Source organism: Agromyces sp. NPDC060279 (assembly GCF_042726785.1).
Taxonomy (GTDB): Bacteria; Actinomycetota; Actinomycetes; order Actinomycetales; family Microbacteriaceae; genus Agromyces.
Genome location: NZ_JBHXBK010000001.1, coordinates 1,301,787 through 1,327,762 on the forward strand (window position 1 = coordinate 1,301,787; position 25,976 = coordinate 1,327,762).

Annotated in this window: 26 protein-coding genes; 13 read left to right on the forward strand and 13 right to left on the reverse strand. The window is 73.0% G+C overall.

The features are described 5' to 3' along the window. Positions 1–97: 97 nt before the first annotated feature. Positions 98–1,834, forward strand: a complete 1,737-nt coding sequence (locus ACFWE1_RS06135; protein ID WP_376932586.1) for an ABC transporter ATP-binding protein — start codon at positions 98–100, stop codon at positions 1,832–1,834. After that, positions 1,831–2,643, forward strand: a complete 813-nt coding sequence (locus ACFWE1_RS06140) for an energy-coupling factor transporter transmembrane component T family protein (RefSeq protein WP_376932587.1) — start codon at positions 1,831–1,833, stop codon at positions 2,641–2,643. The genes ACFWE1_RS06135 and ACFWE1_RS06140 overlap by 4 nt, the downstream gene beginning before the upstream one ends. Before the next feature lie 68 nt (positions 2,644–2,711). Here the strand turns inward: ACFWE1_RS06140 and ACFWE1_RS06145 are convergent, their stop codons facing one another. Beyond that, positions 2,712–3,698, reverse strand: a complete 987-nt coding sequence (locus ACFWE1_RS06145; RefSeq protein ID WP_376932588.1) for an FKBP-type peptidyl-prolyl cis-trans isomerase — start codon at positions 3,696–3,698, stop codon at positions 2,712–2,714. A gap of 198 nt (positions 3,699–3,896) precedes the next feature. Between ACFWE1_RS06145 and ACFWE1_RS06150 the strand changes: the two genes are divergently transcribed. From ACFWE1_RS06150 to ACFWE1_RS06160, 3 genes are read left to right on the forward strand one after another with little or no spacing between them, the layout of a single operon-like run. Next, complete coding sequence (locus ACFWE1_RS06150; RefSeq protein ID WP_376932589.1) at positions 3,897–4,712, forward strand: class I SAM-dependent methyltransferase; 816 nt, start codon at positions 3,897–3,899, stop codon at positions 4,710–4,712. Between the two features lie 44 nt (positions 4,713–4,756). Beyond that, the gene (locus ACFWE1_RS06155) at positions 4,757–5,335 is read left to right on the forward strand and encodes a TetR/AcrR family transcriptional regulator (protein WP_376932590.1); all 579 of its coding nucleotides are present in this window, start codon (positions 4,757–4,759) and stop codon (positions 5,333–5,335) included. After that, positions 5,332–5,760 (forward strand): cupin domain-containing protein, encoded by a 429-nt coding sequence (locus ACFWE1_RS06160; protein WP_376932591.1) that lies wholly within the window; start codon positions 5,332–5,334, stop codon positions 5,758–5,760. The genes ACFWE1_RS06155 and ACFWE1_RS06160 overlap by 4 nt, the downstream gene beginning before the upstream one ends. A gap of 54 nt (positions 5,761–5,814) precedes the next feature. Here the strand turns inward: ACFWE1_RS06160 and ACFWE1_RS06165 are convergent, their stop codons facing one another. Further along, positions 5,815–6,657, reverse strand: a complete 843-nt coding sequence (locus ACFWE1_RS06165) for a sulfurtransferase (protein WP_376932592.1) — start codon at positions 6,655–6,657, stop codon at positions 5,815–5,817. Positions 6,658–6,798: 141 nt separating this feature from the next. After that, positions 6,799–8,019, reverse strand: a complete 1,221-nt coding sequence (locus ACFWE1_RS06170) for an ATP-binding protein (RefSeq protein ID WP_376932593.1) — start codon at positions 8,017–8,019, stop codon at positions 6,799–6,801. A 111-nt stretch (positions 8,020–8,130) separates the two neighbouring features. On the opposite strand from ACFWE1_RS06170, the gene ACFWE1_RS06175 reads away from it, so the two are divergent. Genes ACFWE1_RS06175 through mnhG form a run of 6 tightly spaced genes read left to right on the forward strand, consistent with a single transcriptional unit; the run spans position 8,131 to position 14,404 of the window. Continuing rightward, entirely contained in the window at positions 8,131–11,094 is a 2,964-nt protein-coding gene (locus ACFWE1_RS06175) for a Na+/H+ antiporter subunit A (protein WP_376932594.1), read from the forward strand. Next, the gene (locus tag ACFWE1_RS06180; protein ID WP_376932595.1) at positions 11,091–11,576 is read left to right on the forward strand and encodes a sodium:proton antiporter; all 486 of its coding nucleotides are present in this window, start codon (positions 11,091–11,093) and stop codon (positions 11,574–11,576) included. Before ACFWE1_RS06175 ends, ACFWE1_RS06180 begins: the two co-directional genes overlap by 4 nt. Then, on the forward strand, positions 11,573–13,165 hold the full coding sequence (locus tag ACFWE1_RS06185) for a Na+/H+ antiporter subunit D (protein ID WP_189083417.1): 1,593 nt from the start codon (positions 11,573–11,575) through the stop codon (positions 13,163–13,165). Before ACFWE1_RS06180 ends, ACFWE1_RS06185 begins: the two co-directional genes overlap by 4 nt. Further along, a complete protein-coding gene (locus tag ACFWE1_RS06190) occupies positions 13,162–13,791 on the forward strand; it encodes a Na+/H+ antiporter subunit E (protein ID WP_376932596.1) in 630 nt (209 codons plus the stop codon). Before ACFWE1_RS06185 ends, ACFWE1_RS06190 begins: the two co-directional genes overlap by 4 nt. Beyond that, entirely contained in the window at positions 13,788–14,060 is a 273-nt protein-coding gene (locus tag ACFWE1_RS06195) for a monovalent cation/H+ antiporter complex subunit F (RefSeq protein ID WP_376932597.1), read from the forward strand. The genes ACFWE1_RS06190 and ACFWE1_RS06195 overlap by 4 nt, the downstream gene beginning before the upstream one ends. Continuing rightward, positions 14,057–14,404 (forward strand): monovalent cation/H(+) antiporter subunit G, encoded by a 348-nt coding sequence (gene mnhG / locus ACFWE1_RS06200; protein WP_376932598.1) that lies wholly within the window; start codon positions 14,057–14,059, stop codon positions 14,402–14,404. Before ACFWE1_RS06195 ends, mnhG begins: the two co-directional genes overlap by 4 nt. Before the next feature lie 51 nt (positions 14,405–14,455). Here the strand turns inward: mnhG and ACFWE1_RS06205 are convergent, their stop codons facing one another. From ACFWE1_RS06205 to ACFWE1_RS06220, 4 genes are read right to left on the reverse strand one after another with little or no spacing between them, the layout of a single operon-like run. After that, positions 14,456–15,376: a carbohydrate ABC transporter permease gene (locus ACFWE1_RS06205; RefSeq protein ID WP_376932599.1), complete on the reverse strand. Its 921-nt coding sequence runs from the start codon at positions 15,374–15,376 to the stop codon at positions 14,456–14,458. Then, positions 15,373–16,296 carry a carbohydrate ABC transporter permease gene (locus tag ACFWE1_RS06210; RefSeq protein WP_376932600.1) on the reverse strand — a complete coding sequence of 308 codons (924 nt, stop codon included), beginning with the start codon at positions 16,294–16,296 and terminating at the stop codon, positions 15,373–15,375. The genes ACFWE1_RS06205 and ACFWE1_RS06210 overlap by 4 nt, the downstream gene beginning before the upstream one ends. Then, positions 16,293–17,642: an ABC transporter substrate-binding protein gene (locus tag ACFWE1_RS06215; RefSeq protein WP_376932601.1), complete on the reverse strand. Its 1,350-nt coding sequence runs from the start codon at positions 17,640–17,642 to the stop codon at positions 16,293–16,295. Before ACFWE1_RS06215 ends, ACFWE1_RS06210 begins: the two co-directional genes overlap by 4 nt. Positions 17,643–17,645: 3 nt before the next feature. Next, positions 17,646–18,671 carry a LacI family DNA-binding transcriptional regulator gene (locus ACFWE1_RS06220; protein ID WP_376932602.1) on the reverse strand — a complete coding sequence of 342 codons (1,026 nt, stop codon included), beginning with the start codon at positions 18,669–18,671 and terminating at the stop codon, positions 17,646–17,648. Positions 18,672–18,830: 159 nt separating this feature from the next. On the opposite strand from ACFWE1_RS06220, the gene ACFWE1_RS06225 reads away from it, so the two are divergent. After that, the gene (locus ACFWE1_RS06225; protein WP_376932603.1) at positions 18,831–19,838 is read left to right on the forward strand and encodes an ADP-ribosylglycohydrolase family protein; all 1,008 of its coding nucleotides are present in this window, start codon (positions 18,831–18,833) and stop codon (positions 19,836–19,838) included. Continuing rightward, positions 19,828–20,871: an ADP-ribosylglycohydrolase family protein gene (locus tag ACFWE1_RS06230; protein WP_376932604.1), complete on the forward strand. Its 1,044-nt coding sequence runs from the start codon at positions 19,828–19,830 to the stop codon at positions 20,869–20,871. The genes ACFWE1_RS06225 and ACFWE1_RS06230 overlap by 11 nt, the downstream gene beginning before the upstream one ends. Before the next feature lie 181 nt (positions 20,872–21,052). Here the strand turns inward: ACFWE1_RS06230 and ACFWE1_RS06235 are convergent, their stop codons facing one another. The 6 genes from ACFWE1_RS06235 to paaA all read right to left on the reverse strand — a co-directional run bounded on the left by ACFWE1_RS06235 (position 21,053) and on the right by paaA (position 25,919). Next, positions 21,053–21,838, reverse strand: coding sequence for an enoyl-CoA hydratase/isomerase family protein (locus ACFWE1_RS06235; RefSeq protein ID WP_376932605.1), 786 nt, complete (start codon positions 21,836–21,838; stop codon positions 21,053–21,055). Between the two features lie 35 nt (positions 21,839–21,873). Continuing rightward, entirely contained in the window at positions 21,874–23,055 is a 1,182-nt protein-coding gene (gene paaE, locus ACFWE1_RS06240) for a 1,2-phenylacetyl-CoA epoxidase subunit PaaE (protein ID WP_376933074.1), read from the reverse strand. Between the two features lie 47 nt (positions 23,056–23,102). Next, positions 23,103–23,603: a 1,2-phenylacetyl-CoA epoxidase subunit PaaD gene (gene paaD, locus ACFWE1_RS06245; RefSeq protein ID WP_376932606.1), complete on the reverse strand. Its 501-nt coding sequence runs from the start codon at positions 23,601–23,603 to the stop codon at positions 23,103–23,105. A 92-nt stretch (positions 23,604–23,695) separates the two neighbouring features. Further along, positions 23,696–24,565: a 1,2-phenylacetyl-CoA epoxidase subunit PaaC gene (gene paaC / locus ACFWE1_RS06250; RefSeq protein ID WP_376932607.1), complete on the reverse strand. Its 870-nt coding sequence runs from the start codon at positions 24,563–24,565 to the stop codon at positions 23,696–23,698. Continuing rightward, positions 24,562–24,912 carry a 1,2-phenylacetyl-CoA epoxidase subunit PaaB gene (gene paaB, locus ACFWE1_RS06255; RefSeq protein ID WP_376932608.1) on the reverse strand — a complete coding sequence of 117 codons (351 nt, stop codon included), beginning with the start codon at positions 24,910–24,912 and terminating at the stop codon, positions 24,562–24,564. Before paaB ends, paaC begins: the two co-directional genes overlap by 4 nt. Continuing rightward, complete coding sequence (gene paaA / locus ACFWE1_RS06260; protein WP_376932609.1) at positions 24,912–25,919, reverse strand: 1,2-phenylacetyl-CoA epoxidase subunit PaaA; 1,008 nt, start codon at positions 25,917–25,919, stop codon at positions 24,912–24,914. Before paaA ends, paaB begins: the two co-directional genes overlap by 1 nt. Positions 25,920–25,976 lie beyond the last annotated feature (57 nt).

Consider the following 25,976-nt stretch of genomic DNA (forward strand, 5'->3'; position numbering starts at 1 on the left):
CGCCCCGAACACAGACACAACACGGGTAGGCGGCGGGGTATTCCCGAGCTGACCGGGCTCTCGGCATCCGCCCGGCCCACGTGGTTAGGCTTGCCTCATGCCCGACGCCCCGCTGCTGCAGCTCGAGGGCGTCCGCATCCGGCACGAGGGCGCCGAACGCGCCACGCCCGACGGCGTCGACCTCGTCGTGCGGCCCGGCGAGGTGGTGCTCCTGCTCGGCCCGTCCGGCTGCGGCAAGTCGACCCTCGCGCTCGCGCTGAACGGGCTCGTGCCGCACTCGGTGCCGGCCGAACTCGACGGCCGGGTGCTCGTCGGCGGGCTCGACACCCGCGAGCACCGCGTGGGCGAGCTGGCCGAGCGGGTCGCGATGGTGTTCCAGGACCCCGACGCGCAGGTCGTGACGACCACGCTGCTCGACGAGGTCTGCTTCGGCCCCGAGAACCTGCGCCTGCCCGTCGCCGAGGTGCTCGAGCGCGCCGAGCGGGCGCTGAAGCTCGTCGGCCTCTGGGAGCGGCGCGCCGACGACCCCGCGCGGCTCTCCGGCGGCGGACGGCAGCGGCTCGCGATCGCCGCGGCCCTCGCCATGGGCTCCCCCGTGCTCGTGCTCGACGAGCCCACGGCGAACCTCGACCCGGCGGGCATCGACGAGGTGTACGCGGTGCTGCGCGAGCTCGCCTCCGATCGAGACCACGCGATCGTGCTCGTCGAGCACAACCTCGACGCCGCCGCCGACCTCGTCGACCGCGTCGTCGTGCTCGACGCCGACGGCCGGCTCGTCGCCGACGGCCCCACCCGCGAGGTGCTCACCGGCCGCGCCGAGGAGCTCGCCGCGCTCGGCGTGTGGCTGCCCGTCTCCACGCTCGCCGCGCTGCGCCTGCGCGAGACCGGCGTCGCGATCGAGCCGCTGCCGATCACCCCGGCCGAGCTCGGCGCCGCCCTCGACGCCGCGCCGACGCTGCCCGCGCCGCGCGAAGCGGCACCGGCGCCGATGCCCGTCGAGGCCGGCTCGCCGGCCGTTCCCCCGGTGGTCTCGGCCCACGGCGTCTCGGTGCGCCGGGGCGGGCGGCGCGGCCCGCTCGTCGTGCACGAGATCGACCTCGAGGTGCCCGCCGGCGACTTCCTCGCGGTGGTCGGCGTGAACGGCGCCGGCAAGTCGAGCCTGCTGCAGGCGCTCGCCGGGGTGCTCGCGCCCGCGGCCGGACGCATCGAGGCGGCGGGCATCGATCCGTCGAGGGCGGATGCCGCGACGCGCAGCCGCGCGATCGGCTACGTCTTCCAGAACCCCGAGCACCAGTTCGTCGCCGGGACCGTCGCGGGTGAACTCGAGCAGGCGCTCGCACTCCAGGGCGTGCCCGAGGCGGAGCGGGCGGCGTCGGTCGCTTCGATGCTCGAGCGCTTCGGCCTGGCCGAGGCTGCGACGAGGCATCCCTTCCTGCTCTCCGGCGGGCAGAAGCGCCGGCTCTCGGTCGGCACGGCGCTCATCGCCGGCGCGCCGCTGCTGGTGCTCGACGAGCCGACGTTCGGCCAGGACCGCGAGCGGGCGGGCGAGCTCGTCGCGCTGCTGCGCGAGCTGAACGACGCGGGCACGACCGTGATCGCCGCGACCCACGACCTGCAGCTCGTCGCCGATCACGCGAGCCGGGTCGCCGTCATGGCGGAGGGTCGGCTGCTCGGCGTCGGGCCGACCGCCGAGGTGCTCGCCGGTCCCCTGATCGAGCAGGCCGGCCTCCGGCATCCGCCGCTCGCCCGCGCCACCCGCGGACTCGCGAACCACCCGGAGTGGCGCGCCGTCACCCGCTGGGCGCAGCTGCCCGCCCCGGGCGGCCGCGCATGAGCGCGCTCGGCGAGACGACCGTCGCGCGCGGCGGCGCCCTGCGCTCGCTCAACGCGCTCGCGACGCTCGCGGGCCCCGTGCCCGTGATGATCGCGCTCGTCTTCACCCGCGGCGTGCCGCTGCCGCTCGCCTTCGCGGTGTTCGCGGCGCTCGTGCTGCTCGTCGGGGCTCGGCTCGGCCTGCGCTGGGTGCTCGTGATCCTGCTCGGCGTGCCGGCGCTCGCGGCCGTGCTCGGCGTGAGCTTCGGCATCTGGGTCGATCCGGCCACGCTGCCGGCGGACGCGACCGGCTCGCAGCTCGTGCTCGCCGAGCTCGGCGCCTGGCGCTTCACCGGCGCGATGTACCTCGTCGGGCTCGCGACGGCGCTGCGGATCGCGGCGATCATCCTGCTCGCGTTCGTCTCGGGGCTCACGACGACGGGCGCCGAGCTCGTGCGGGCGCTCGTGCAGCAGCTGCGGGTGCCGTACCGGCTCGGCTACACCGCGCTCGCGGCGATGCGCTTCGTGCCGCGTTTCGGCCACGAGCTCGAGGTCATCCGCGCGGCCCGGCGCGTGCGCGGGGTCGACCGCGGACGCGGGCCGATCGCGTGGCTGCGCGGCACCGTCGGCCTCGCCGTGCCGCTGCTCGCGAGCGCCATCCGGCACGCCGAGCGCGTCGCCCTCGCGATGGACGCCCGCGCCTTCGGCGCCCACGACTCGCGCACCGAGCGCACGATCAGCCGCTGGCGCCGCCGCGACACGGTCTTCGTGCTCGGCTTCTGGTTCGCCTCGGCGCTCCTCTGGTGGGCGGTCGAGACGGCGGTGGGCTGAACCGCGAACACGGCTGAGGCCCGGGCGATGCGCCCGGGCCTCAGCCGTCGATGCTCAGCGTGCGGGGATCAGCCCGCCGAGGCGGTGTCGACGATCTCGACGACGAAGACGAGGGTGCGGCCGGCGAGCTCGTTCGAGTCGCTCTTCTCCGCGCCGTAGCCGAGGGCCGGCGGGATCGTCACGATGAGCTTCGTGCCGACCTTCTGCCCGACGAGCGCCGCGCCGAAGCCCTGGATCACGCCCGAGGTGGAGAACGTCGCCGGCTCGCCGCGCGAGTAGCTGTCGTCGAAGACCTGGCCGTCGTCCCAGGTGAGGCCCGCGTACTGCACGGTCACCTGGTCGCCGTCGGCCACGGTCTTGCCGTCGCCGGGCTCGAGCACCTTCAGCTCGAGTTCGGTCGAGGCATCCGTCTTCGGGATGACGACCGTAGGGGTCTTGTCGCCGTTGAAGGTGACCTCAGGCACGTTCGTGGTCCACTCGGCCGGGGTCGGCAGCGGCTCGGGGGTCGGCTCGACGTACTCCTCGACGACGTCGGCGACGATCACGACGGTGTCGTCGGCGGCGACGCCGAGCGACTCGTTGCCGGTCTCGCCGTAGAGCGAGGCGGCGGGCGCCACGGTGACGGTGCGGGTGCCGTACGGCTGGCAGTCGATGGCCGAGCGGAACGCCTCGAGCAGGCTCGTGTCGCCCATCGCGAGCGGCACCTCCTGCGAGACGATCTGCTCGCCGCTCGTGCCGTTGAACATGGTGAGCATGACGTTCGCGCTCACGCCCGACTCGGTCTTGTCGCCGTCGCCCTTGATCGCGACGGTGGTCTGCAGCTCGTCGGCGGCGAGCGGCGTGGCGAACTCCGCGGTCGGCGTGCCACCGAAGTCGCCCGACACCTTCACGGCGTCGCTCTCGGCGCCCGGCTTCGCCTCGAAGCAGGCGGCCGCGGTGGCGGCGGGATCGCTCGACGAGGCCGGCGCGTCGGCGCTGCCGGCGCATCCGGCGAGCACGAGGGCGGAGGCGGCGGCGAGCGCGATGGGCGCGGTGCGGCGCAGGGCGCGGTTCATGAGGTCTCGATTCGTGATGCGGGATCGGAGCGCGGCCTCCAGGCGGTGCGGGCCTGCGGGCGCTGCCGCCCAGTCTGCCGCATGCGCCTTTCGATTCGCTGAGACGGGCTGCGACGGGGCCGCCGCGGCGAGCACCGAGACGGCCTCGACGGGGCGCGGCATTGCGCCTGACGCCCCGATGGGGGCCACAATAGTCGGATGGGGGACGAGCAGCAGCAACCCGACGCCGTCCGGCGCTTCGTCAGGCACGCCGACGCCGTCCTCGCGATCGATGAGGAGCTCTGGCAGCCGATCTCGCTGTCCGCGGTCGCGCGCAGCGCACCGCAGTTCGGTGAGACGGTGCTCGACGCATGCTGCGGCACCGGCGCCTCCGCCGTGCCGACCGCGGAGCTCGTCGGCCCCGACGGGCTCGTCGACGCGGTCGACGCCGCCGCGCCGATGGTCGAGCTCGCCCGCGCCCGCGCTGAGGCGGTCGGCGGCCTGCCCCGGCTCCGTCTGCACGTCGGCGACGTGCGGGAGTGGGAGCCGGCCGGCTACGACCTCGTGCAGTGCGTGCTCGGCGTGTTCTTCTTCGACGAGCTCGACGACGGCACCCGTGCCCTGATCGAGCGCGCCCGGCCCGGTGGCCGGGTGGCGGTCACGGTCTGGCAGCACGGCGCCTTCCACTCCTTCCGGCAGGCGCTGGCGGATGCCGTCGCCGAGGTCGGCGGCGGCTCCCCCGAAGCCCCGCAGGAGGCGGACCGCACGCCCGGCACGACGGGCGCGGTGGCCGGCTGGCTGCACGGGCTCGGCTTGGAGCGGGTACGCGCCGACGCCGTGCCGCGTCATCTCGCGCTCGACGACGACTTCGCCTGGCGGCTCGTGCTCGGCACGGGGCGGCGCAGCCTCCTCGACGGTCTCGGCAAGAAGGCCAGGCACCGGGTGCGCGAGCGCTTCACCGCCCTGCTCGCCGAGCGCGGCATCGACCGGGTGGATGCCTCGACGATCACCGCCGTGGGGTACCGCCCGGCCTGATCGAGGGTGGCATACCTACCTCTAGGTATGGCATGCTTCGGGGCATGACCACCGAGGCACGACGCATCCTCATCGAGGCCGCGCAGGAGCTGTACGCGGCGAACGGCGTCGCCGCGACGACCCCGCGCGAGGTGCTCGCCCGCAGCGGCGTGGGGCAGGGCAGCCTCTACCACCACTTCCCGTCGAAGCGGGATCTCGCCGCAGCCGCCGTCGCGCAGACCGTCGACGACACGCTCGGCTCCGCCGCCGCGACGCTCGACGGAGCCGACGAGCCGCAGCGGCGCATCACCGACTACCTCGAACGGCCGCGCGAAGCGACCGCGGGCTGCCGGGTCGGCCGGCTCACGGCCGATCCCGTCGTCATGGGCGACGAGACCCTGCGGGGCGAGGTGTCCCGCTACTTCACCGGGCTCATCGAGCTCGTCGCGCAGGCGTTCGCCGAGCAGGGGCTCGACGCCGCCGCGGCCCGCGGCCGGGCGACCACCGCGGTCGCGGTCATCCAGGGCGGCTACGTCCTGTCCCGCGCACTCGGCGACGACACCGCGATGCGCTCCGCCGTGCGCGGGCTCCTCGAGCTGCTGGAGCCCCGCACCGAGCGGGCCCGACGAACGGAGCAGGCATGAGCGACTACGAGGTGCTCGAGATCGGCGCGCTCGACGCGTGGCGATCGCACCACGGCGGCTTCGACGCCGCGCGTTCCCGCGACGGGCGCCGCATCGTCGACCACGAGCTGGCCATGCAGTACCTGGGTCTGTCGGCCAACGCGCTCGAACCCGGCGAGGAGGCGGGCTACTGGCACACGCACGCCCGCATCGAGGAGCTCTACGTGTTCCTCGCCGGCACCGGCCAGATGGGGCTCGACGACGAGGTCGTCGACGTCGGCCCCGGCAGCGTCGTCCGCGTCGGCCAGGACGTGTGGCGCACCTGGCGCGCGCACCCCGACAGCGAGGGCGAGCTGCGCTGGCTCTGCATCCGCGGCGGCGGCGAACCGCTCCCCCGCACCCCCGACGACGGCCGGCGCGACCCGGACCGCCCCTCGCCGTGGTGAGCCGGCGGATGCTCGGGAGCATGCACTGCGCACGGCGGGGATCGCCGAACCCGACTAGGCCGGCTCCTCCCCCGTCGCGACGGGGCGGGCCGGATCGTTCGACCACTGGCTCCACGAGCCCGGGTAGAGGGCTGCGGCGACGCCGGCGAGGGCGAGCGCCGCGACGCCGTGCGAGGCGGTGACGCCGGAGCCGCAGTACACCGCGACGGGCCGCTCGCCGTCGGCGCCGAGCGCGGCGAAGCGTTCGCGGAGCGCCTCGGGCGGCAGGAAGCGCCCGTCGGCGTCGAGGTTGCCGGCGCTCGGCGCGGAGCGCGCGCCGGGGATGTGGCCCGCGGCCGGGTCGATCGGTTCGACCTCGCCCCGATACCGTTCGGCAGCGCGCGCGTCGAGCAGCACGCCGTGCTCGGGGAGGGCGGCCGCGGCATCCGCATCGATCACCGGCATCGCGCCGAAGTGCGCGGTCGCGTCGCCCGGCTCAGGCTCGACGTCGCCCGTCTCGAGCGCGCCGCCCGCGGCGCGCCACGCGGCGAGGCCGCCGTCGAGCAGGCGGACGTCGGCGACGCCCGCGTGGCGCAGCAGCCACCAGGCGCGGGCGGCCGACTGGTTGCCGAGGTCGTCCATGACGACGACGGCGTCGCCCTCGCGCAGGCCCCAGCGGCGCATCGTCGCGGTGAACGCGGCCTCGTCGGGCAGCGGATGCCGCCCCGCGGCGGGCGACGGCGGCGCCGTCAGCTCGGACTCGAGGTCGACGTAGACCGCGCCGGGCACGTGGCCGGCTCGGTAGGCGGGGCGGCCGTCCGGGGCGGCGAGGCTCCAGCGCACATCGAGCACGACCGGGCGGGATGCCTCGTCGGCGAGCCGCTCGGCCAGCTCCTCGGCGGTGATGAGGATCGACATGCCTCCAGCTTGCCCTGCCGCGCCCACTCCCACCCCGACTTGCCCGACTTTCATGAAAGTCGGGCAACCCTGGGTCTGTGAAACCGACTTGCCCGACTTTCATGAAAGTCGGGCAAGTCGGGTGTTGGGCGGACGGGTCGGTCAGTCGGGCTTGCGGGGGCGGCGCTGCACCTCGGGTACGACGAGCTCGGGCATCGCGCGCCGCATGAACGCGTCGAAGTCGGGGGCGGTGAACGCCGCGTAGCCGTGCTCGGGCGTGTAGAGCAGCCCGAGGTCGATGAGCTCGGCACGGGTCGGGCCGACCTGGGTCGATTCGCGGTGCATGACGCGGGCGACGTCGCCCGCCTTCTGCGGCTCGGGCCCGAGCTCGGCCATCGCCCGGAGGTACGCCGTCTGCAGCGGCGTCGCCCGGTCGAGCCGCACCCGGAAGAAGGCGCCGTCGAGCTTCGCCTCGTACGCCTCCCGGGCGAGCGCGACGTCGGCGCGGCAGACCCGCGGGGCCTCGGCGACGCTCCAGACCTGCGCGCCGAGCTCCTGCAGGAAGCAGGGATAGCCGTGGGTGAGCTCCAGGGCGAGCTCGAGCGCGTCTTCGTCGAACTCGATGCCCTCGAGCCGGGCGGGCTCGGCGAGCGCCCGGCGCGCGTCCTCGCCGCCGAGCGCGCCGAGGTGCGAGAAGCTGAACAGCCGCTCGGCGTACGCCTTGACGTCGCCGGCGAGCTCCACGGTCTGCGGCAGGCCGGCGCCGACGAAGGCGACGGGGAGCTTGCGCTGCACGGTCTTGTGCACCGCCTGGATGAGCGCCTCCAGCTGCGTGCGGGCGAGGAACTGCACCTCGTCGACGAGCAGCGCGATGCCGTGGCCCTGCTCGTCGGCGGCCTCGCCGAAGGCGAGCAGCACGTCGGTGAGGTCCATGCCGAGGTCGCCGTGGTCGCCGGCGCCCTCGGCGGGCGTCACGTCCCAGGAGAGCCCGAACGCGCCGTGCTTCACGACCGGCAGGGCGAAGGCGCTCAGCACCTCGGCGGCCCGGCGCCCGCACGCCGTCCACCGCGCGCGCGGCGAAAGCCGCAGCAGCGTCGACTTCAGCTGGGAGAACATCAGCTGGCGGAAGCGGGCTTCGTCGTGCCGGCTGGCCTCGAACTCCACGACCTCCCAGTGGGCGGCCCGGGCGAGTTCGCCGAATCGGCCGAGCAGGACGGTCTTGCCCACGCCGCGGAGGCCGGTGATGATCATCGACTGCTCGGTGCGGTGCCGCTCGAGCCGTTGGAGGAGCACGCGGAAGGCCTCGAGCTGTTCGTCGCGGCCGACCATGACCTCGGGCGCCGCCCCCGCATTCGGAGTGTACGGATTGCTGACGCTGTCCATGGAGGCATCTTAGTGAGTTTGGGCCGGTTTATCCAGAATGAATAAAACTGGATAAACCTCGGAACGATCAGGTACGCTGGAGGCCGGACGATTGCGACGTGAGGAGGGTGGATGCTCTTCAGCCTCGTCGTGTTCGGCGCCCTCTCCCTGCTGACGCCCCTGTTGACGAGGCTGATCGGCCGGCGCGCCTTCCTCGTCATCGCCCTGCTGCCCGCCGCCGTCTTCGGCTGGCTGCTCACGCTGCTCCCCGAGATCGTCGCCGGCGGCGTCGTCACCGAGCGGATCGAGTGGATCCAGGCGCTCGACGTCTCCCTCGCCTTCCGCCTCGACGGGCTCGCCCTGCTGCTCTCGCTCGTCGTGACCGGCGTCGGCGCGCTCGTGCTGGCCTACTGCACGTGGTACTTCCGCGACGACGAGCCCGCGCTCGGCCGCTTCGCCGCCCTGCTCCTCGCCTTCGCCGGCGTCATGCTGGGCCTCGTCACCTCCGACGACGTCTACGTGATGTTCATGTTCTGGGAGGCGACGAGCGTCCTCTCCTACCTGCTCATCGGCCACTACACCGGCCGCCGCGAGAGCCGCGGTGCCGCGCTGCAGGCGCTCACCGTGACGACCTTCGGCGGCCTCGCCATGCTCGTCGGCCTCGTGCTGCTCACGGTCGAGGGCGGCACCACCTCGATCGCCGAGCTCGTCGCGAACCCGGTCACCGGGGTCGCCGGCGAGTGGGGCATCGCCCTCGTGCTCGTCGGCGCCATCTCGAAGAGCGCGCTCGTGCCCTTCAACTTCTGGCTCCCCGCGGCGATGGCCGCGCCCACCCCGGTCTCGGCCTACCTGCACGCCGCCGCGATGGTGAAGGCCGGCGTCTACCTCGTCGCCCGCCTCGCGCCCGGCTACGCAGACCTCGAGGTGTGGCATCCGATCGTCATCGCCCTCGGCGGCCTGACCATGCTCGTCGGCGGCTGGCGCGCGCTGCGGCAGTACGACCTCAAGCTGCTGCTCGCGCACGGCACGGTGAGCCAGCTCGGCTTCCTCGTGCTCGTCACCGGCTTCGGCACGCGCGACGCGGCCCTCGCGGGCGTCGCGCTGCTCACCGCGCACGCGCTGTTCAAGTCGGCGCTGTTCCTCGTCGTCGGCATCGTCGACCACGCGGCCGGCACCCGCGACTGGCGCAAGCTCTCCGGGCTCGGCCGGCGGATGCCGGTGGTCGCGACGATCGGCTTCGTCGCCGCGGCCTCGATGGCCGGCGTGCCGCCGCTGCTCGGCTTCGTGGCGAAGGAGGGCGTGTTCACCTCGCTGCTCGAGGCGGGCACCGCGACCGCCGACGGCGGCCCCGCGGCCGGCTGGGGCTGGCTCGCCCTCGTGCTCGCCTTCCTCGGCTCGGTGCTCACCGTCGCGTACAGCGTGCGCTTCGTCTGGGGCGCGTTCTGGACCCGGCCGAACTGCGCGCCCACGCCGCTGCACCGCGAGCCCGCGATGGTCGCGGCGAGCCCCGCGGTGCTCGCCGCCGGGAGCCTCGTCGCCGCCGTCACGATCACGCTCATCGAGCCGCTCTACACGAGCTACGCCGACGAACTCCCCGGCCCGGAGGAGTACCACCTCGCGCTCTGGCACGGCCTCGAGCCCGCGCTCTGGCTCTCGCTCGCCGTCTTCGCGCTCGGCGCGATCCTCGTCTGGGGCCGCGCCAAGGTCGCCCGCATGCAGGCCTCGCTGCCTCCGCTCATCGACTCCGGCCGCGGCTACCTCGGCGTCGTCTCCGCGATCGACCGCTTCGCGGCCGCCGTCACGACCGCCATCCAGTACCGGGGCCTGCCCGGCTACCTCGGCATGATCGTGCTCGTGTTCATCGGCGGGCTCGGTGTCTCGGCGCTCGTCAACACGGCCTGGCCCGGCAGCGTGCGGCTGTGGGACTACCCGGCGCAGCCGTTCCTCGCGCTCGTGATGGGCATCGCGGCGATCGCGGCGGCGATCGTGAAGCAGCGCATGACGGCGGTGCTGCTCGTGAGCGTCACCGGCTACGGGCTCGTGCTCATCTTCGGCATGTCGGGCGCGCCCGACCTCGCGCTCACCCAGGCGCTCGTCGAGACCATCGTGCTCGTGGTCTTCGTGCTCGTCATGCGGCGCCTGCCGAAGCAGATCGCGACGACGCATCCGCCCGTCCACCGCCTCGGCCGCGCCCTCATCGGCGCGCTCGCCGGCACGGTCATGGGCGTCATCGGTTTCATCGCGCTCGGCGCGCGCACCGCGCCCGACATCGTCGACGGGCTCGCCGAGCGTGCGCTCGAGGCGCACGGCACGAACATCGTGAACGTCATGCTCGTCGACCTGCGCGCCTGGGACACGCTCGGCGAGATCTCCGTGCTCGTCGCCGTCGCCACGGGCGTCGCGAGCCTCATCTTCGTCTCCGGCCGCACGGGCGGCGCGCCGCGCCTCGACGAGCGGCCCGACCGGCGCAACCGGCTCCGTCCCGTCCCCGAGACGGCGTCGAGCATCGGCGGCGCGCGTCCGCGCCTCGCCGACGTCGAGGGCGAGTCGGATGCCGCGGCCGAAGCCGCGGCCACCCGCCAGACCTGGCTGCTGGCCGGCCGCACGCTGTCGCCGCGCCGGCGCTCGATCCTCATCGAGGTGCTCGTCCGGCTGCTCTTCCACCCGGCGATCGTCGTCTCCGTGTTCCTGCTGTTCGTGGGGCACAACGCGCCCGGCGGCGGCTTCGCGGGCGGCCTGCTCGCCGGCCTCGCCCTCGTCGCCCGCTACCTCGCGGGCGGGCGCTACGAGCTCGGCGAGGCGGCCCCGGTCGACGCGGGCCACCTGCTCGGCACCGGCCTGCTGCTCGCGGCCGGCACCGCGACATCCTCGCTCTTCTTCGGCCTCGCCGTCTTCGAGTCGAGCTGGTTCGAGACCGAGGTGCCGCTGCTCGGCACCATCTCGATCGGCACCTCCACGCTCTTCGACATCGGCGTCTACCTCGTCGTCGTCGGGCTCGTGCTCGACATCCTGCGCTCGCTCGGCGCCGAGGTCGACCGCCAGCAGGAGGAGAACGAACTCGAGCAGAACGGCGCCGAGACGGAGGTGCGCGCATGACCGCCTCGCTGACCCTCGTGGTGCTGATGGCCGTGCTCTTCGGCGCGGGCATCACGATCATGCTCGAGCGCAGCCTCACCCGCGTGCTCATCGGCTTCCTGCTCGTCGGCAACGCCGTGAACATCCTCATCTTCCTGATGAGCGGCGCGCCCGGCCTCGCGCCCCTGCTCTCCGACGGCGTCACCGCCGACGACATCTCCGACCCGGTGCCGCAGGCGTTCGTGCTCACCGCGATCGTCATCAACCTCGGCATCACGGCGTTCATGCTCGCGCTCATCTACCGCTCCTGGTGGCTCGCCCGGCTGGGCGAGAAGGGCGACCTGGTCGGCGACGAGGACGACCTCGAAGAAGACGTCGAGGAGGCCGAGGGCCTCATCCGCAGCTCCGCGGCCGACGACCTCGCCATCCAGGAGCTCATCGACGCGAGCGACGAGGAGTTCGAACAGTCCCCCGAACGGCCCGATGAGGAGGTGCGCCCGTGAACCCCGCGATCCTCGTCCCCCTCGTCGTGCTGCTGCCGCTGCTCGGCGCCGCCGTCACCCTCGTGCTGGGCCGGCACCGGCGCGCGCAGATGGCCGTCTCGGCGAGCGTGCTCGCCGCCGTCGCCGTCATCTCGGCGGTGCTGCTCGCCACGGTCGACGCGAGCGGGGCGGGTGTCGTCGTGCAGGTCGGCGGCTGGGAGCCGCCCTTCGGCATCTCCCTCGTCGTCGACCGGCTCGCTGCGATCATGCTGCTCATCTCGGCGATCGTGCTGCTCGGCGTGCTCGTGTACGCGGTGAGCCAGGGCGTCGCCGATCGGCATCGCGAGACCCCGGTGTCGATCTTCCACCCGGCGTACCTGATCCTGTCGGCGGGTGTCTTCAACGCCTTCATCGCGGGCGACCTCTTCAACCTCTACGTGGGCTTCGAGATCCTGCTCTCGGCGAGCTACGTGCTGCTCACCCTCGGCGGCACGGGCGAACGCATCCGCGCGGGCGTCACCTACATCCTGGTGAGCCTCGTGTCCTCGCTGTTCTTCCTCTCGGCGATCGCGCTCATCTACGGCGCGACCGGCACGGCGAACATCGCCCAGCTCTCGGTGCGCATCGCCGAGCTGCCCGACAGCGTGCAGCTCATCCTGCACCTGCTGCTGCTGCTCGCCTTCGGCATCAAGGCGGCGGTGTTCCCGCTATCGTTCTGGCTGCCCGACTCCTACCCGACCGCGCCGGCGCCCGTCACCGCCGTGTTCGCGGGCCTGCTCACGAAGGTCGGCGTCTACGCGATCATCCGCACCGAGACGGTGATCTTCCAGGAGAGCGACGTCTCGACGCTGCTGCTCGTCATCGGCGGGCTCACCATGCTCGTCGGCATCCTCGGCGCGCTCACCCAGGCCGACATCAAGCGCCTGCTCTCGTTCACCCTCGTCAGCCACATCGGGTACATGATCTTCGGCATCGGGCTCGCGACCGAGCTCGGTCTCGCCGCGACCATCTACTACGTGGTGCACCACATCACGGTGCAGACGGCGCTGTTCCTCACCACCGGGCTCATCGAGCGCTTCGGCGGCTCCACCTCCATCAACCGGCTCGCCGGCCTCCTCAAGGCCTCGCCGCTGCTCGCCATCCTGTTCTTCATCCCGGCGCTGAACCTCGGCGGCATCCCGCCGTTCTCGGGCTTCCTCGGCAAGCTCGGCCTGTTCATCGCGGGCGCCGAGGGCGCGCCGGAGTCCGTCGGCGGGCCGGCCTGGCTCACCTGGACGGTCATCGCCGCGGGCGCCGCGACCTCGCTCATCACGCTCTACGCGCTCACCCGCTTCTGGAACATGGCGTTCTGGCGCGACCGTGACGAGGTGGAGGGCTACGACTCGCCCCTGCTGAACTCGGTGCTCGAGTGGGAGGGCAGCGGCGACACCGCCGTCGCGACCCGCACCATCCCCGTGCCGATGGTCGTCGTCACGACCGCGCTCGTCGCGATCACCGTGCTGCTCACCGTCTTCGCCGGACCGCTCTTCGACCTCGCCGGGCGCACCGCCGCCGACCTCGTCGACCCGAGCGTGTACATCGGCCTCGTCTTCCCGGGAGGCGTGCGATGAGCCAGGCCCACGAGGTGTCGCGCTGGGGCGCCGTCTGGCGGCAGCTGCCGCTGCTCATCGCGCTCGTGCTGCTCTGGGTCATGCTCTGGGACCACATCGACGTGCTCACCGTCGTCAGCGGCATCGTGCTCGCCATCACCGTCACGCGCGCGCTGTACCTGCCGCCGGTGCTGCTCTCGGGCCGCTTCAATCCCTGGCGCGGACTGCTGCTCGGCCTGCGCATGATGTTCGACGTCGTGTTCGCCTCGCTGCAGGTCGCGTTCCTCGCGGTCGCGCCGTGGTGGAAGCCGTCGAACGCGATCATCGCCGTGCAGCTGCTCACCCGCAGCGACCTCGTCACCACGCTGACCGCCGAGGCGATCTCCGTGGTGCCCGGCACCGTCGTGGTCGACATCGACCGCGAGCGCGGCCTGCTCTACCTGCACGCCCTCGGCACCCGCACCCACGACGACGTCGAGCGGGTGAAGCGCCAGGTGCTCGGCACCGAGGAGCGCATCGTGCTCGCGATGGGCACGCACCAGCAGGCCGTCGACGTGCGGCTTGCCCGCAAGGCCCGTCGGGCCGAGCGCGCCGGGCACACGCCCGCCGAGGCACCGCACGACCACACCCCGAAGGAGGACGCATGACCTTCCTCACCATCGTCGCCATCATCGCCGGCCTGATGTTCGGCATCGGCGCCATCGCGGCGGTCTACCGGATCATCCGCGGCCCCTCGATCCTCGACCGGGCCCTCGCGACCGACGTGCTGCTCGCGATCGCGATCTGCGCCCTCGGCGCCGAGATGGCGATCAACCGGCACACCGACACCCTCGTGGTGCTGCTCGTGCTGGCGATGTTCGCGGTCGTCGGCTCGATCTCGATCGCCCGCTTCATGGCGAAGCAGGACGCCTCGTGAACGCCGCGGACCTCGCCGTCGGCGTGCTCGTGCTCGTGAGCGCGTTCCTGTCGATGGCGGCCGGCATCGGCATCGTCCGCTTCCCCGACGTGCTCACGCGGCTGCACGCCGCCACGAAGCCGCAGGTGTTCGGCCTCGCCGCGGTGCTGCTCGCGATCGTGTTGCGGGTGCCGACCTGGGGCGTGCTCACGACCGTCATCCTGATCATGACGTTCCAGCTGCTCACCCAGCCGATGACCGCGCACATGCTCGGCCGCAGCGCCTACCGCACCGACCACGTGCGTCGCGACGTGCTCATCGAGGACGAGCTCGGCCGCGACATCGAGGAGCACGCGAAGGACTGAGCGCGGGCCCGCGCCGGCCCGCACCGATCGCCCGCGCGAGCGGGGCGCCCGCTAGTTCGCGAGACCGCCCTGCGTGTAGCCCTCGATGAAGCGGCGCTGCAACAGCAGGAACACCACGATCACCGGCGCGGCCATGATGAGCCCCGCCGCGCTCACGAGCGACCAGTCCACGGCGTACGACTGCTGGAACGAGTACAGCGAGAGCGACACCGGCAGCAGCTGGCTGTCCTGGATGAACGTCACCGCGAGCAGGAACTCGTTGTACGCCTGCAGCCCGGCGACGAGCGCGACGGTCAGCATGCCCGGCCAGATCATCGGCACCATCACCCGCGTGAACAGGCGCCACTCGCCGGCGCCGTCGAGGCGGGCCGCCTCCTCGTACTCCTTCGGGATGGTCAGCAGGAACGAGCGCAGCAGCATCGTCGCGAACGGCGAGTACACCGCCCAATAGATGACGATGAGCCCGAACTGCGTGTTGCAGAGCCCGAGCGTCGACCACCAGGACAGCAGCGGCACGAGGAACAGCTGGATCGGCACCGAGGTGGACACCAGGATGTAGAGGATCCAGGCGCCCTTGCCGGGCAGGTCGAGCCGGGTCATCGCGTACGCCGCCATGCTCGCGATCACGCAGACGCCGAGCGCCGTGCTGACCGCGATGATCGCGCTGTTCAGGAGCCCCTGGCCCATGTTCGCGTCCTCGAAGGCGGTGGCGAAGTTCTCCCACCGCCATTCGCTCGGCAGGCCGATCGGCGAACGGCTGATCTCGGCGGGCGACTTCAGCGAGTTGAAGACGAACACGGCGAGCGGGCCGGTCGCGTAGAACGCGAGCACCACGAGGATGAGCACGCTGAACGGCCGTCGGGGGCGGTGGTCCGGGCGGAAGCCGGCGCGGCGCGGGGGTCGGGCGGCGGCGCGAGCTGCACGCCGCGAAGCGGCGGGGGCGGTGAGGGTGTCGGTCTGCACGCGGATCACACGTCCCAATCGAGCTTCTTGCGGAGGATGAGGTAGCCGGCGACGACGACCGCGCTGATCGAGGAGAGCAGCATGGCCATCGCCGAGGCGTAGCCCGCGCGCTGCTCCGAGAACGCCGTGCGGTAGAGCACGGTCGCGAGCACGTCGCTCGAGCCGGCCGGGCCGCCCTGGGTCAGGATGTAGACGTAGTCGAAGACGAGGAACGACCAGATCACGGTCATCAGCACGAGGAACATCAGGGTGGGCCGGATGCCGGGCAGCGTGATGTGCCAGAACTCCCGCCACGCGTTCGCGCCGTCGAGCCGGGCCGCCTCGTAGAGCGCCGGGTTGACCCCCTGCATCGCGGCGAGGAACAGCACGAGCAGGAAGCCCCACCACTGCCAGTTGTTGACGAACGCGACGGAGCCGAGCGCGAGGCTCGGGTCGCCGAGGAAGTTCACGCCGGCGAGGCCGTCGAAGCCGAGGTTCGCGAGCGCGGCGCCGATGCCGGCATCCGGGCTGAGGATCTGCCGCCAGACCGTGGCCGACACGATCGTCGCGAGCACGTACGGGATGAAGTACAGCGTGCGGAACAGCACCTGGCCGCGGCGGAGCCGCGAGAGCAGGAACGCCCCGAGCAGGGCCATGCTGATCGGCACGATCAGGAAGAAGAGCGTCCAGAGCAGGTTGTGCCAGATCGCGGCCAGCACGTTCGGGCTCTGGAACAGTTCGACGTAGTTGTCGATGCCGACGAAGTTGGCCTGGCCGAGGCCGTCCCAGTCGGTGAAGGAGAACAGCAGCGACGAGAACCCCGGACCGCCGATCACGAGCAGATTGACGATCGCGAGCGGCGCGATGAAGAGCCACGCCACGAGGCGACGCCGGTGGCGGGGCCGGCGCACGGCCGGCCCCGCCCCGATCCTGGCGGTCGTCGAGGTCACGCGCCCGGAACCGGCTCGAAGGGCGTGATCACCTTGCCGGCGGCGAGCTCGCCGTCGAAGACCTTCTGCAGACCCTCGAGGTACGCCTGCGGGGTGAGGTCGCCCGTGATGATCTTGTCGAACTCCGACCACAGGTAGGTGTCGGTCGCGGCGGGGAAGAACGTCCAGCTCGCGTAGCCGAGGTTCCCGCTCTCGGGCGCCTCGGTGTAGAGCCGGGCGGAGCGCTCGTCGACGGTGTCGGGCATCGACGCGAGGTCGCTGAGCGGCGGCGGGTTCTGGCCGGTCGCGGCGAGGTAGTCGTAGGAGCGCGCCGGGTCGTCGATCACGAAGTCGATGTACTCGGCCGCGGCATCCGCCTGCTTCGACGCGGCGTTCACCGAGAGCGAGGTGCCGATCGCCATGGGGTAGACGCCGGGGGCGACGTCGTCGCTCAGCGACGGCAGCGGCGCCCAGTCCCACTCGGCGTCGTTGCCGGCCGCCTCGCCGAAGTAGCGGCCCGCGTCGCCGAACGACCAGGTGCCGGTGATGTACATCGCCACGGTGCCGTCGGCGAGGCCGGTGAACAGGTCGGTGTCGGTGTTGGTGAACCAGCGGTCCTTGCCGCCGCCCCACCACTTCTTGTCGATCTGCTGCTGGAACAGCGAGATCGCGTCGACGAACTCGGGGTCGGTGAACTTCGCCTCGCCGGTGAGCGCCTGGTAGAGCTTCTCGGGCCCGACGGCCATGTTCAGGAATGCCGAGAGGTACCACTCGCTCTGCGCCTGGTAGCCGCTGTTGCCCGCACCGACCGGCATCATGCCGGCGGCCTGCGCCTCAGTGGCGACCTTCTCGAACTCGGCGAGCGTGGTCGGCACGGTCCAGCCGTGCTCCTCGAAGACGCCGGGGTTGTAGTACATGACGATCGAGCCGTACTCGACCGGCACCGAGTAGAGGGTGCCGTCGACCTGGCTCGCCTGGTAGGCCCAGGGCTGGAGCTTGTCGGCCCAGCCGTACTCGGCGGCGTAGTCGTCGAGCGCGTCGATGCGCTTCGCCGAGGCGAAGCCGAGGGCGCTCGAGGGACCGGCCGAGTAGACGACGTCGGCGCCGCGACCGGCGGAGACGGCGGTGTCGGTGAGCGAGCCCAGGTTCTGCAGCTGCTTCACCTCCATCTTCACCTTGGCGTCGTCGGACTGCTCGTTGAACGCGTCGACGTAGTGCTCCTGGTAGTAGCGCTCGGTGTCCTTCGAGACGAAGGCCGACCAGTAGGTGACGTCGCCGGACGAGCCGGACGAGGCGCAGCCGGCGAGGAGGCCGCCGGCGGCGATGAGGGCCACTGCGGCGCCCCAACGCTTCGACTTCTGGTGCATTGCTTACCTTTCCTGGGGGATGGGGGAGGTCGTGGAGTCGCGCACGACGAGCCGCGTCGACAGCGTGATGTGCTGCGTCGGGGCCTCGTCGCCGTCGCCGGCGAGCCGGGTGAGCAGGAGTCGGGCGGCGGTGCGGCCGATCTCGCGGGCGGGGTTCTCCACGGTGGTGAGACTGGGGTGCACGAGCGCGGCGGCGTCGATGTCGTCGTAGCCGGTGACGGCGACGTCGGCGGGAATGCTGAGGCCGCGCCGGCGCAGTTCGTCCATCGCGCCGATCGCGATGAGGTCGTTCGCGCAGACGATCGCATCCCAGTCGGTGCGGCGTTCGTAGAGCGCGGCGATGCCGTCGCGGCCGCCGTCGCGGGTGAAGCTCGTGAACACGGTCGCCGCGTCGTCGTAGTCGAGCCCGGCGCCGGCGAACGCCTGGCGGAGGCCGCCGAGGCGCAGGCGCGAGGGGTCGGACTCCTCCTCGCCGCCGATGAAGCCGATGCGGCGGCGGCCGGTGCCGAGCAGGTGCGCGCCGAGCTTCGCGAAGCCGCCGGCGTCGTCGGACTCGACGTAATCGCTGCCCTCGATGCCGATGTCGCGGCCGAGGGCGACGACCCGGGTGCCCGATTCGGCGAGCCGCGCCCGGTCGGCGTCGGACAGCCCGTCGATGTGCAGCGCGATGCCGTCGAAGCGGCGCTCGAGCACGTGGCCGAGCAGGCGCCCGGTGCCCGACTGGCTGCCGGCGTCGAGGATGGAGAGCAGGTAGCCGGCGGGCAGCAGCACGTCCTGCATGCCGACGGCGACGAGCGGGTAGAAGGGGTTCGTGATGTCGGGCACGAGCAGGGCGATCGACTCGGTGCGGCGGCTGCGGAGGCTGCGCGCGCCCGGATGCGGCGTGTAGCCGAGCTCGGCGATCGCGGCGTTCACCTTGGCGCGCGTCGCCTCGCTCACGGGGCGGTTGCCGCTCAGCACCTGCGAGACGGTGGACACGCTGACCCCGGCGGTCTCGGCGACCGCGGCGATGCCGGACTTCTGCGTCACGTGCCGACCTCCCTGCCCGCATAACGTTTTGCGTATTTGACGAGAGCAAGCATCCGTCATCTTCGTCAGCTTGTCAATGCGCCCGAGAAATCCGGGACTGGACAGCGCGAGCCGGTCGCCTATAGTGGCCAGCATGCACGCAAAACGATGTGGAAACGGATGAGCCGCGATCGAGCTCGCGGAGCGCTCATCGGTCTCGCCATCGGCGATGCCATGGGCGCGCCCACCGAGGGCATGACCATCGAGGAGATCGCCCGGCGCTTCGGCCGGGTCACCGGGCTCCTGCCCGACGCCGCCGGCACCGACGACACCGAGTACGCGGTGCTCACCGCCCAGTCGCTCCTCGCGCACGGCTTCGAGCTCACCGCCGACGACGTCGCCGCCACCTGGACCGCCGCCGTCGCCGAGCAGCAGGGCGGCTTCGCCGGCGCCGGCTTCAGCGAGATGGTCGCGATCGCGAACCTCGCCGCGGGCCTCCGGCCGCCGGCCACGGGCCTGCGCAACTACGAGCGGTGGAGCGACGGCGCCGCCATGCGCGTCGCACCCATCGGCATCCTCGCCGCCGGCGACCCCGCCGAGGCGCGCCGCCTCGCCCGCATCGACGCGAGCGTCAGCCACGCCGTCGACGGCGTCTACGCCGCCGAGGCCGTCGCCGCCGGCGTCGCCACCGCGCTCGTCGCCGACTCGCACCACGAGGTCGTCGACGCCGTCGTCGCGGCGCTGCCCGCCGACTCGTGGACCGGACGCCTCGTCGCCCGCGCGCTCGCCATCGGCGCCCGCTACGACCGGGCCGAGGATGCCGCCCCCGAGCTCTACCGCGAGATCTCGCTCTTCCACTACCCCTGGGCCGACGCCGCCCCGGAGGCGCTCGCCCTCGCGATGGGGCTCTACGAGGCGGCGAAGGGCGACTTCGTCGACGCCGTCATCGCCTCCGTGAACATCGGCCGCGACTCGGACACGATCGCCGCCATGAACGGCGCGCTGGCCGGCGCGATGTGCGGCTTCGAGGCGATGCCCGCCGAGTGGCGCGAGCAGGTCGTGCGCGTGCACGGCCGCTGCATCCTCGCGACCGCGGGCACCGAGCTGCTCGAGCTCGCCGACGGGCTCTTCGAGCGCTCCCCCGCCGCTGCCGCCCCTGCTGACGAAAGGACCTCCAGTGTCGGCTGACCGCGCAGACCGCATCCACGGCGCCCTCCTCGGACTCGCCGTCGGCGACGCCGTCGGGCTCGCCGCCGACTACCACCGCGCCGTGCGCTCGCCGTGGGTGCGCGGCCGGCTCTGGGCGGGCTCGGCCGAGCTCGACGAGGCCCGGGTCGCCAAGCCCCTGCTGCCCTTCGACGCGACGACGTTCGACGGTGCCAGGCTCGCGCCCACCGACGACACGGAGACCGCCGTGCTCGCGGCGCGCGTCGCGCTCACGACGGCCGAAGCCGCGGATGCCTCGGCGGGCCGCTTCGCCGAGTGGCGCCGGCTGACCGCGGGCGACGACGTCTGGACCGGCATCGCCGAGCGCTCGGCCATCATCAACGCCGAGCGCGGGCTCGTCCCCCCGGTGACCGGCAACGACGGCCCCGCGGACGCCTCGGACAGCGCCGTCGCCGCCGGCGTCGTGTGGGGCCTGTTCCACGCGGGCGACCCGGCCGCCGCGGCCGAGGCCGCCACGGAGTGGGCCTCGATCACGCACGCCCGCGACGGGGTGTGGGCCTCGGCCTGCATGGCCTCCGCGGTCTCGGCGCTCGCCGTCGGCGCGCCGATCGCGCAGGCGCTCGACGACGCCGAGGCGCTCGTGCCCGACGACTCCTGGCTCGCCGAGGGCTTCCGTGCCGCCTCCCGGCTCACCCCGGCATCCGTGCTCCTGGAGCTGCCGCGCCTCCTCGCCGAGCTGAACCCGCGCCGCTACAGCCAGCCCGGCACCGCGCCCGAGACGCTGCCGATCGCCTTCCTGCTGCTGCGCGTCGACGGCGAGCGGCCCGAGCAGGCGCTCGCGAACGCGACCCTGTTCGCGCGGGAGTCCGACAGCGTGCCCGCCTTCGTGGGCGCCCTGCTCGGCGCCGCGCACGGCGCCGCCGTGTTCGGCGCGGCGTGGCCGGCCGCCGTGGACCGCGTCGAGGGCGTCTGCTACCCGGCCCTCGCCGGGGAGCGGGTCTCGGCGGTCGCCGCCGAGCTCGAGGCATCCGTCGCCGCCCGCGCGGCCGGCTGACCCGCCGAGCCGCACGACGCCGCTCCCGCTCGCGAACCACGCGCAGAAGCCGAGGGGGTCGTTTTCCGACATCCCCGCCGGTTGCTTTACGCACGGATGTCGCAAAGCGACCCTCTCGCGGAGTTTGCGGGGCTGCGGAGTTGCGGAGTTGCGGGGGTGCGGGGAGGGCGCGAAGCGCCGCTCAGGCGCGGCCGGTGAACTCCGGGCGGCGCTTCTGCTGGAACGCCGCGAAGCCCTCCCGGTAGTCGGCCGTATCGCAGAGCGCCGCCTGCGCCCGGTTCTCCTCCGACATCGAGGCCCAGAGCCCGAGCCGCTCGTCGCGGAGGGCGGCGACGAGCCGCTTCGAGGCGGCGAAGGCGAGGGTCGCCCCGGATGCCGCGGCGCGAGCGGCCTCGCGGGTCGCACCCAGCACCTCCTCGGCCGGGAACACCCGTGAGAAGAGCCCGGCGGCGACCGCCTCCTCCCCCGTCATGAGCCGGCCCGTGACGATCAGGTCCATGGTGCGGTGCGCGCCGAGCCGTTCGAAGAACAGGGCGTGCCCGCCCGAGTCGAGCGTCGCGCCGAGTGCGGCGAACGGCGAGCCGATCTTCGCGGTGTCGGCGACGTAGACGATGTCGCTCGCGACGAGAAGCCCGAGCCCGACGCCGAGGCACGCGCCGTGCGCGACCGCGAACGTCGGCACGGGCAGCCCGGCGAGGCGCTGCAGCAGCGGCTCCACGAGCCCGCCGAGGTAGCCCTCGACGTCGTCCTCGCGGGGGTCGACGCGCGAGATGTCGCGCCCCGCGCAGAAGGCCCGGCCCTCGCCGCGCAGCACGAGTGCGCGCAGCTCGCCGGCGTCGGCGAGCCGCTCGGCCTCCGTGAGCGCCGCGGCGAGCTCGCCGAGCGCGGCCTCGTCGAGGGCGTTGAGCTTGTCGGGGGCGTCGAGCACGAGCTCGGCCACCCCGCCGTCGACCTCGAAGCGGATCATCCGTCCCCCCTCACGCCCCGGCCGGACCGGCCGGCTCACACGTCATAGTCCACCGTCACCCGCTCGCCCTTCACGTGCGACTGGCAGGTGAGCACGTAGCCGCGCTCCAGCTCCTCCGGCTCGAGCGCGTAGTTCTCGGTCATCTGCACGCTGCCGTCGACGACCCGCGCACGGCACGTGCCGCAGACGCCGCCGGCGCACGCGAACGGCACGTCCGGCCGCACCCGCAGCGCCGCGTTCAGGATGCTCTCGTTCGCGGCGACCGGGCTCTCGACCGTCGACGACTGCCCGTCGAGGGTGAACTCGATCGTGATCGTCTGCTCGCCCGCGACGATCTCGACGGGGCGTCCGCTGCGCGGCTCCGCCCCGCGGTCGGCGTCGGTCGTGAACAGCTCGTAGCGCACGCGCGCCGCCGGCACGCCCCTCGCCTCGAGCGCGTCCCGTGCGAGCTGCACGAGCTCGAGGGGCCCGCAGAGGAACCACTCGTCGACCGTCTCCGGCCGGATCAGGTGCTCGAGCATCGCGTCGAGCTTCTCCGCGTCGATGCGGCCCGAGAGCAGCGGCGCGGTGCGCTGCTCGCGGGAGAGCACGTGGTGCAGCGCGAGGCGCGCCGGGTAGCGGTCCTTCAGCTCGGCGAGCTCCTCCAGGAACATCACGTCGAGCGTCGAGCGGTTCGTGTAGACGAGCTCGAACGTCGCATCGGCCGAGCGGGCGAGCACCGCGTGCGCGAGCGCCATCAGCGGGGTGATGCCGCTGCCCGCGGCGATGCCGACGACGTGCTTGCCGTCGAGCTCCGCGAGCGTCGAGGTGAAGGTGCCCTGCGGGCTCATCACGTCGAGCTCGTCGCCCACCGCGAGCTCGGTGGTCGCCCAGCTCGAGAAGACGCCGCCGAGGTCGCGCTTGATCGCCACCGAGATGCTGGTGCCGCCCCCGTCGGCCGCGGGCTCCGGCGCGCGGCACAGCGAGTAGCTGCGGCGGCGCTCGTAGCCGTCGAGCTCCTTGCGCAGCGCGACGTACTGACCGGGGAGGTAGTCGTACTCGGCGGCGAGCTCGGCGGGCACCGCGAAGGTCACCTCGACGGCATCCGCCGTGAGCCGGCGCACCTCGGCGACCGTGAGGCGGTGGAAGCGGGCGCGCGGACGCTTCGCCGGCGCCTCGCCGCCGACGGCCGAGCGCAGCAGCGCCGACGCGGTCGCGAGGTCCTGGCCGGGCGCCATCGTGGCGCCGGTCGCCTGGGTCGTCGATCCGAGGTTGCGCGCGGCCATCAGAGCACCTTGAAGTAGTCGAAGGGCTCGAGGCAGTCCAGGCACTCGTAGAGCGCCTTGCACGAGGTCGAGCCGAAGCGGGCGAGCTCGCGGGTGTGCAGCGAGTCGCAGCGGGGGCACTTCACGGCGAGGGCGAGCCGCACCGGTCCGGCGTCGCGCGCGGCGGCGCGGCCGGAGGGGGCCTGGATGCCGTAGCGGCGCAGCTTCTCCCGGCCGGCGTCGCTCATCCAGTCGGTGGTCCAGGCGGGGGCGAGCACGAGCTCGACGCGCACCTCGGCGTAGCCCGCCGCGGTGAGCGCGAGCAGCACGTCGTCGCGCATCGCGTCGAGTGCGGGGCATCCGCTGTAGGTGGGGGTGAGCCGCACCTCGACTGCGCCGTCGGCGGCGAGCTCCACCGAGCGCAGCACGCCGAGGTCCTCGATCGTGAGCACCGGGATCTCGGGGTCGGTGACGGTCGCGGCGACGTCCCACGCCCGGCGCGCCGCCGGGTCGCTCGGCACCGGCCGCGCGACGGCCTCGCCCCCATCTCGACTTGCCCGACTTTCATGAAAGTCGGGCAAGTCGAGGTGGTGGGGGACGGCCCGAGCGGCGGTCACCACGACGCCCCCGGGTGCTGGCGGGCGAGCACCTGCAGCTCGGCGAGGAGCGGGCCGAGCTGCTCGGTGTGCTTGCCCCGGCGGCCGCCGCCCGAGGCGGTGAACGCGGTGCGCCCGGCGGGCGGCTCGAGCTCCGCCTCGGCGAAGACCTGGGCGATCGCCGCCTCCGCGCCGGCCCGCAGCGAGGAGGGCAGCACGGCGACGCCGTCGGCGGCGAGCCGGGTGACGAGCTCGTCGTCCTCGAACAGCTCGTCGAGGTACGGCCAGACGTCGGCGACGCCCTGGATCATGCGGCGGCGCGACTCCTCGGTGCCGCCCGCGAGCCGCAGCGTCCACTGCGCGGCGTGGTCGCGGTGGTAGTCGACTTCCTTGACGGCCTTCGCGCCGACGGCGGCGAGGGTCGGATCGGTGGATGCCGAGAGCGCCGTGTAGAGCTCGAACCAGTAGCACGAGGCGAGCAGCTGCCTCGCGATCGTGCACGCGAAGTCGCCGTTCGGCTGCTCGAACAGCCAGGCGTTGCGCCACTCGGGCTCGTCGCGCCAGTAGGCGAGGTCGTCCTCGCTGCGGCCCGTCGCCGTGCCCGCGTAGTGCAGCAGCGAGCGGGCGTGCCCGATCAGGTCGAGCGCGATGTTGCCGAGCGCGACGTCCTCCTCGAGCTCGGGGGCGCGGGTGATCCAGTCGCCGAGCCGCTGCGCGAGCACGAGGGCGTCGTCGCCGAGGCGGAGCGCGTACTCGGCGGTCTCGGGCGGCGCGATGCGAGCGTCGTCGCCGGGCCCGGACGCCGAGCCGGTGCCGGCGAGCTCCTCGGCGAGCGCGAGCCGGTCGACCGAGACCTCGCCGTGCGTGTCGGGCGTCGGGTGGCTCACAGGTGCTTCACCCCCTCGCTCTTCGTGTAGTAGACGGCGTGCCGGTAGTTCTTGCCCGCGGGGCTCTCGAAGAAGGCGCCCTTCGCATCGGGGTCGCTCGTGGTGACGGCGTCGGCGGGAACGACCCAGATCGAGACGCCCTCGCCGCGGCGGGTGTAGAGGTCGCGCGCATTGCGCACGGCGAGCTCGGCGTCGGGGGCGTGCAGCGAGCCGACGTGCACGTGACTGAGCCCGCGGCCGGCACGGACGAAGACCTCCCAGAGCGGCCACTCACGGGCCTGGTCCGCTGAGCCCGTCGAAGCGCCCGGCTGGTCCGCTGAGCCCGTCGAAGCGCCCGGCGTCGACATCACGCCACCGCCCCGGCGAGCTCGGCGGCGCGGTCCGCCTGCTTGCGCGCGTACTCGGCCGCGGCCTCGCGCACCCACGCGCCCGCCTCGTGCGCCTCGCGGCGGCGGCGCAGCCGCTCGGCGTTCGCCGGGCCGCGACCGGCGAGCACCTCGTGGAACTCGGTCCAGTCGATTTCGCTCATGTCGTAGGCCTGGCGCTCCTCGTTCCACGCCAGCTTCGGGTCGGGCAGGGTGACGCCGAGCACCTCGGCCTGCGGTACGAGCATGCCGACGAAGCGCTGGCGCAGCTCGTCGTTGGAGAAGCGCTTGATGTTCCACGCCATCGACTGGGCCGAGTTCGGCGATTCGTCGTCGGGCGGCCCGAACATCATGAGGCTCGGCCAGTACCAGCGGTTCACGGCGTCCTGCGCCATCCGCCGCTGCGCCTCGGTGCCCTGCATGAGCTCGAGCAGGATCTCGAAGCCCTGCCGCTGGTGGAACGACTCCTCTTTGCAGATGCGCACCATCGCCCGGCCGTACGGGCCGTAGGAGGCGCGGCAGAGCGGCACCTGGTTGCAGATCGCGGCGCCGTCGACGAGCCAGCCGATGGCGCCCATGTCGGCCCAGGTGGGCGTCGGGTAGTTGAAGATCGAGGAGTAGCGGGCGCGGCCCTCGATGAGCTGGCGCATCATCTCCTCGCGGCCGATGCCGAGGGTCTGCGCGGCGGAGTAGAGGTAGAGGCCGTGGCCTGCTTCGTCCTGCACCTTGGCCATCAGGATGGCCTTGCGCTTGAGGCTCGGCGCCCGGCTGATCCAGTTCGACTCGGGCTGCATGCCGATGATCTCGGAGTGCGCGTGCTGGCTGATCTGGCGGATGAGGGTCTTGCGGTACGCCTCGGGCATCCAGTCCCGCGGCTCGATGCGGGAGTCGGCGGCGATGAGCTCGTCGAAGGCGGCCTGGCCGGCGAGCTCGTCGGCCGTGGGCTCGGCCGGATCGCTCGCTCGGCGCAGCTCTGCTGGTGCGGTCATCGTCGACTCCTGTGTCTCTGCGGGCGGCCGGGTGCGGGTGGCCGTGACGAGCGCGGG

What these genes read in the sequence shown, in the direction of transcription:
- ACFWE1_RS06170 (WP_376932593.1), bottom strand. Translation starts at nt 8,019, where the DNA reads ATGGACAGCGTCAGCAATCCGTACACTCCGAATGCGGGGGCGGCGCCC.
- ACFWE1_RS06225 (WP_376932603.1), top strand. Translation starts at nt 18,831, where the DNA reads ATGAGCCGCGATCGAGCTCGCGGAGCGCTCATCGGTCTCGCCATCGGC.
- ACFWE1_RS06175 (WP_376932594.1), top strand. Translation starts at nt 8,131, where the DNA reads ATGCTCTTCAGCCTCGTCGTGTTCGGCGCCCTCTCCCTGCTGACGCCC.
- ACFWE1_RS06190 (WP_376932596.1), top strand. Translation starts at nt 13,162, where the DNA reads ATGAGCCAGGCCCACGAGGTGTCGCGCTGGGGCGCCGTCTGGCGGCAG.
- ACFWE1_RS06155 (WP_376932590.1), top strand. Translation starts at nt 4,757, where the DNA reads ATGACCACCGAGGCACGACGCATCCTCATCGAGGCCGCGCAGGAGCTG.
- ACFWE1_RS06165 (WP_376932592.1), bottom strand. Translation starts at nt 6,657, where the DNA reads ATGTCGATCCTCATCACCGCCGAGGAGCTGGCCGAGCGGCTCGCCGAC.
- ACFWE1_RS06195 (WP_376932597.1), top strand. Translation starts at nt 13,788, where the DNA reads ATGACCTTCCTCACCATCGTCGCCATCATCGCCGGCCTGATGTTCGGC.
- paaE (WP_376933074.1), bottom strand. Translation starts at nt 23,055, where the DNA reads ATGGCGCCCGGCCAGGACCTCGCGACCGCGTCGGCGCTGCTGCGCTCG.
- ACFWE1_RS06150 (WP_376932589.1), top strand. Translation starts at nt 3,897, where the DNA reads ATGGGGGACGAGCAGCAGCAACCCGACGCCGTCCGGCGCTTCGTCAGG.
- ACFWE1_RS06215 (WP_376932601.1), bottom strand. Translation starts at nt 17,642, where the DNA reads ATGCACCAGAAGTCGAAGCGTTGGGGCGCCGCAGTGGCCCTCATCGCC.
- ACFWE1_RS06140 (WP_376932587.1), top strand. Translation starts at nt 1,831, where the DNA reads ATGAGCGCGCTCGGCGAGACGACCGTCGCGCGCGGCGGCGCCCTGCGC.
- paaB (WP_376932608.1), bottom strand. Translation starts at nt 24,912, where the DNA reads ATGTCGACGCCGGGCGCTTCGACGGGCTCAGCGGACCAGCCGGGCGCT.
- ACFWE1_RS06145 (WP_376932588.1), bottom strand. Translation starts at nt 3,698, where the DNA reads ATGAACCGCGCCCTGCGCCGCACCGCGCCCATCGCGCTCGCCGCCGCC.
- ACFWE1_RS06160 (WP_376932591.1), top strand. Translation starts at nt 5,332, where the DNA reads ATGAGCGACTACGAGGTGCTCGAGATCGGCGCGCTCGACGCGTGGCGA.
- ACFWE1_RS06235 (WP_376932605.1), bottom strand. Translation starts at nt 21,838, where the DNA reads ATGATCCGCTTCGAGGTCGACGGCGGGGTGGCCGAGCTCGTGCTCGAC.
- paaA (WP_376932609.1), bottom strand. Translation starts at nt 25,919, where the DNA reads ATGACCGCACCAGCAGAGCTGCGCCGAGCGAGCGATCCGGCCGAGCCC.
- ACFWE1_RS06135 (WP_376932586.1), top strand. Translation starts at nt 98, where the DNA reads ATGCCCGACGCCCCGCTGCTGCAGCTCGAGGGCGTCCGCATCCGGCAC.
- ACFWE1_RS06180 (WP_376932595.1), top strand. Translation starts at nt 11,091, where the DNA reads ATGACCGCCTCGCTGACCCTCGTGGTGCTGATGGCCGTGCTCTTCGGC.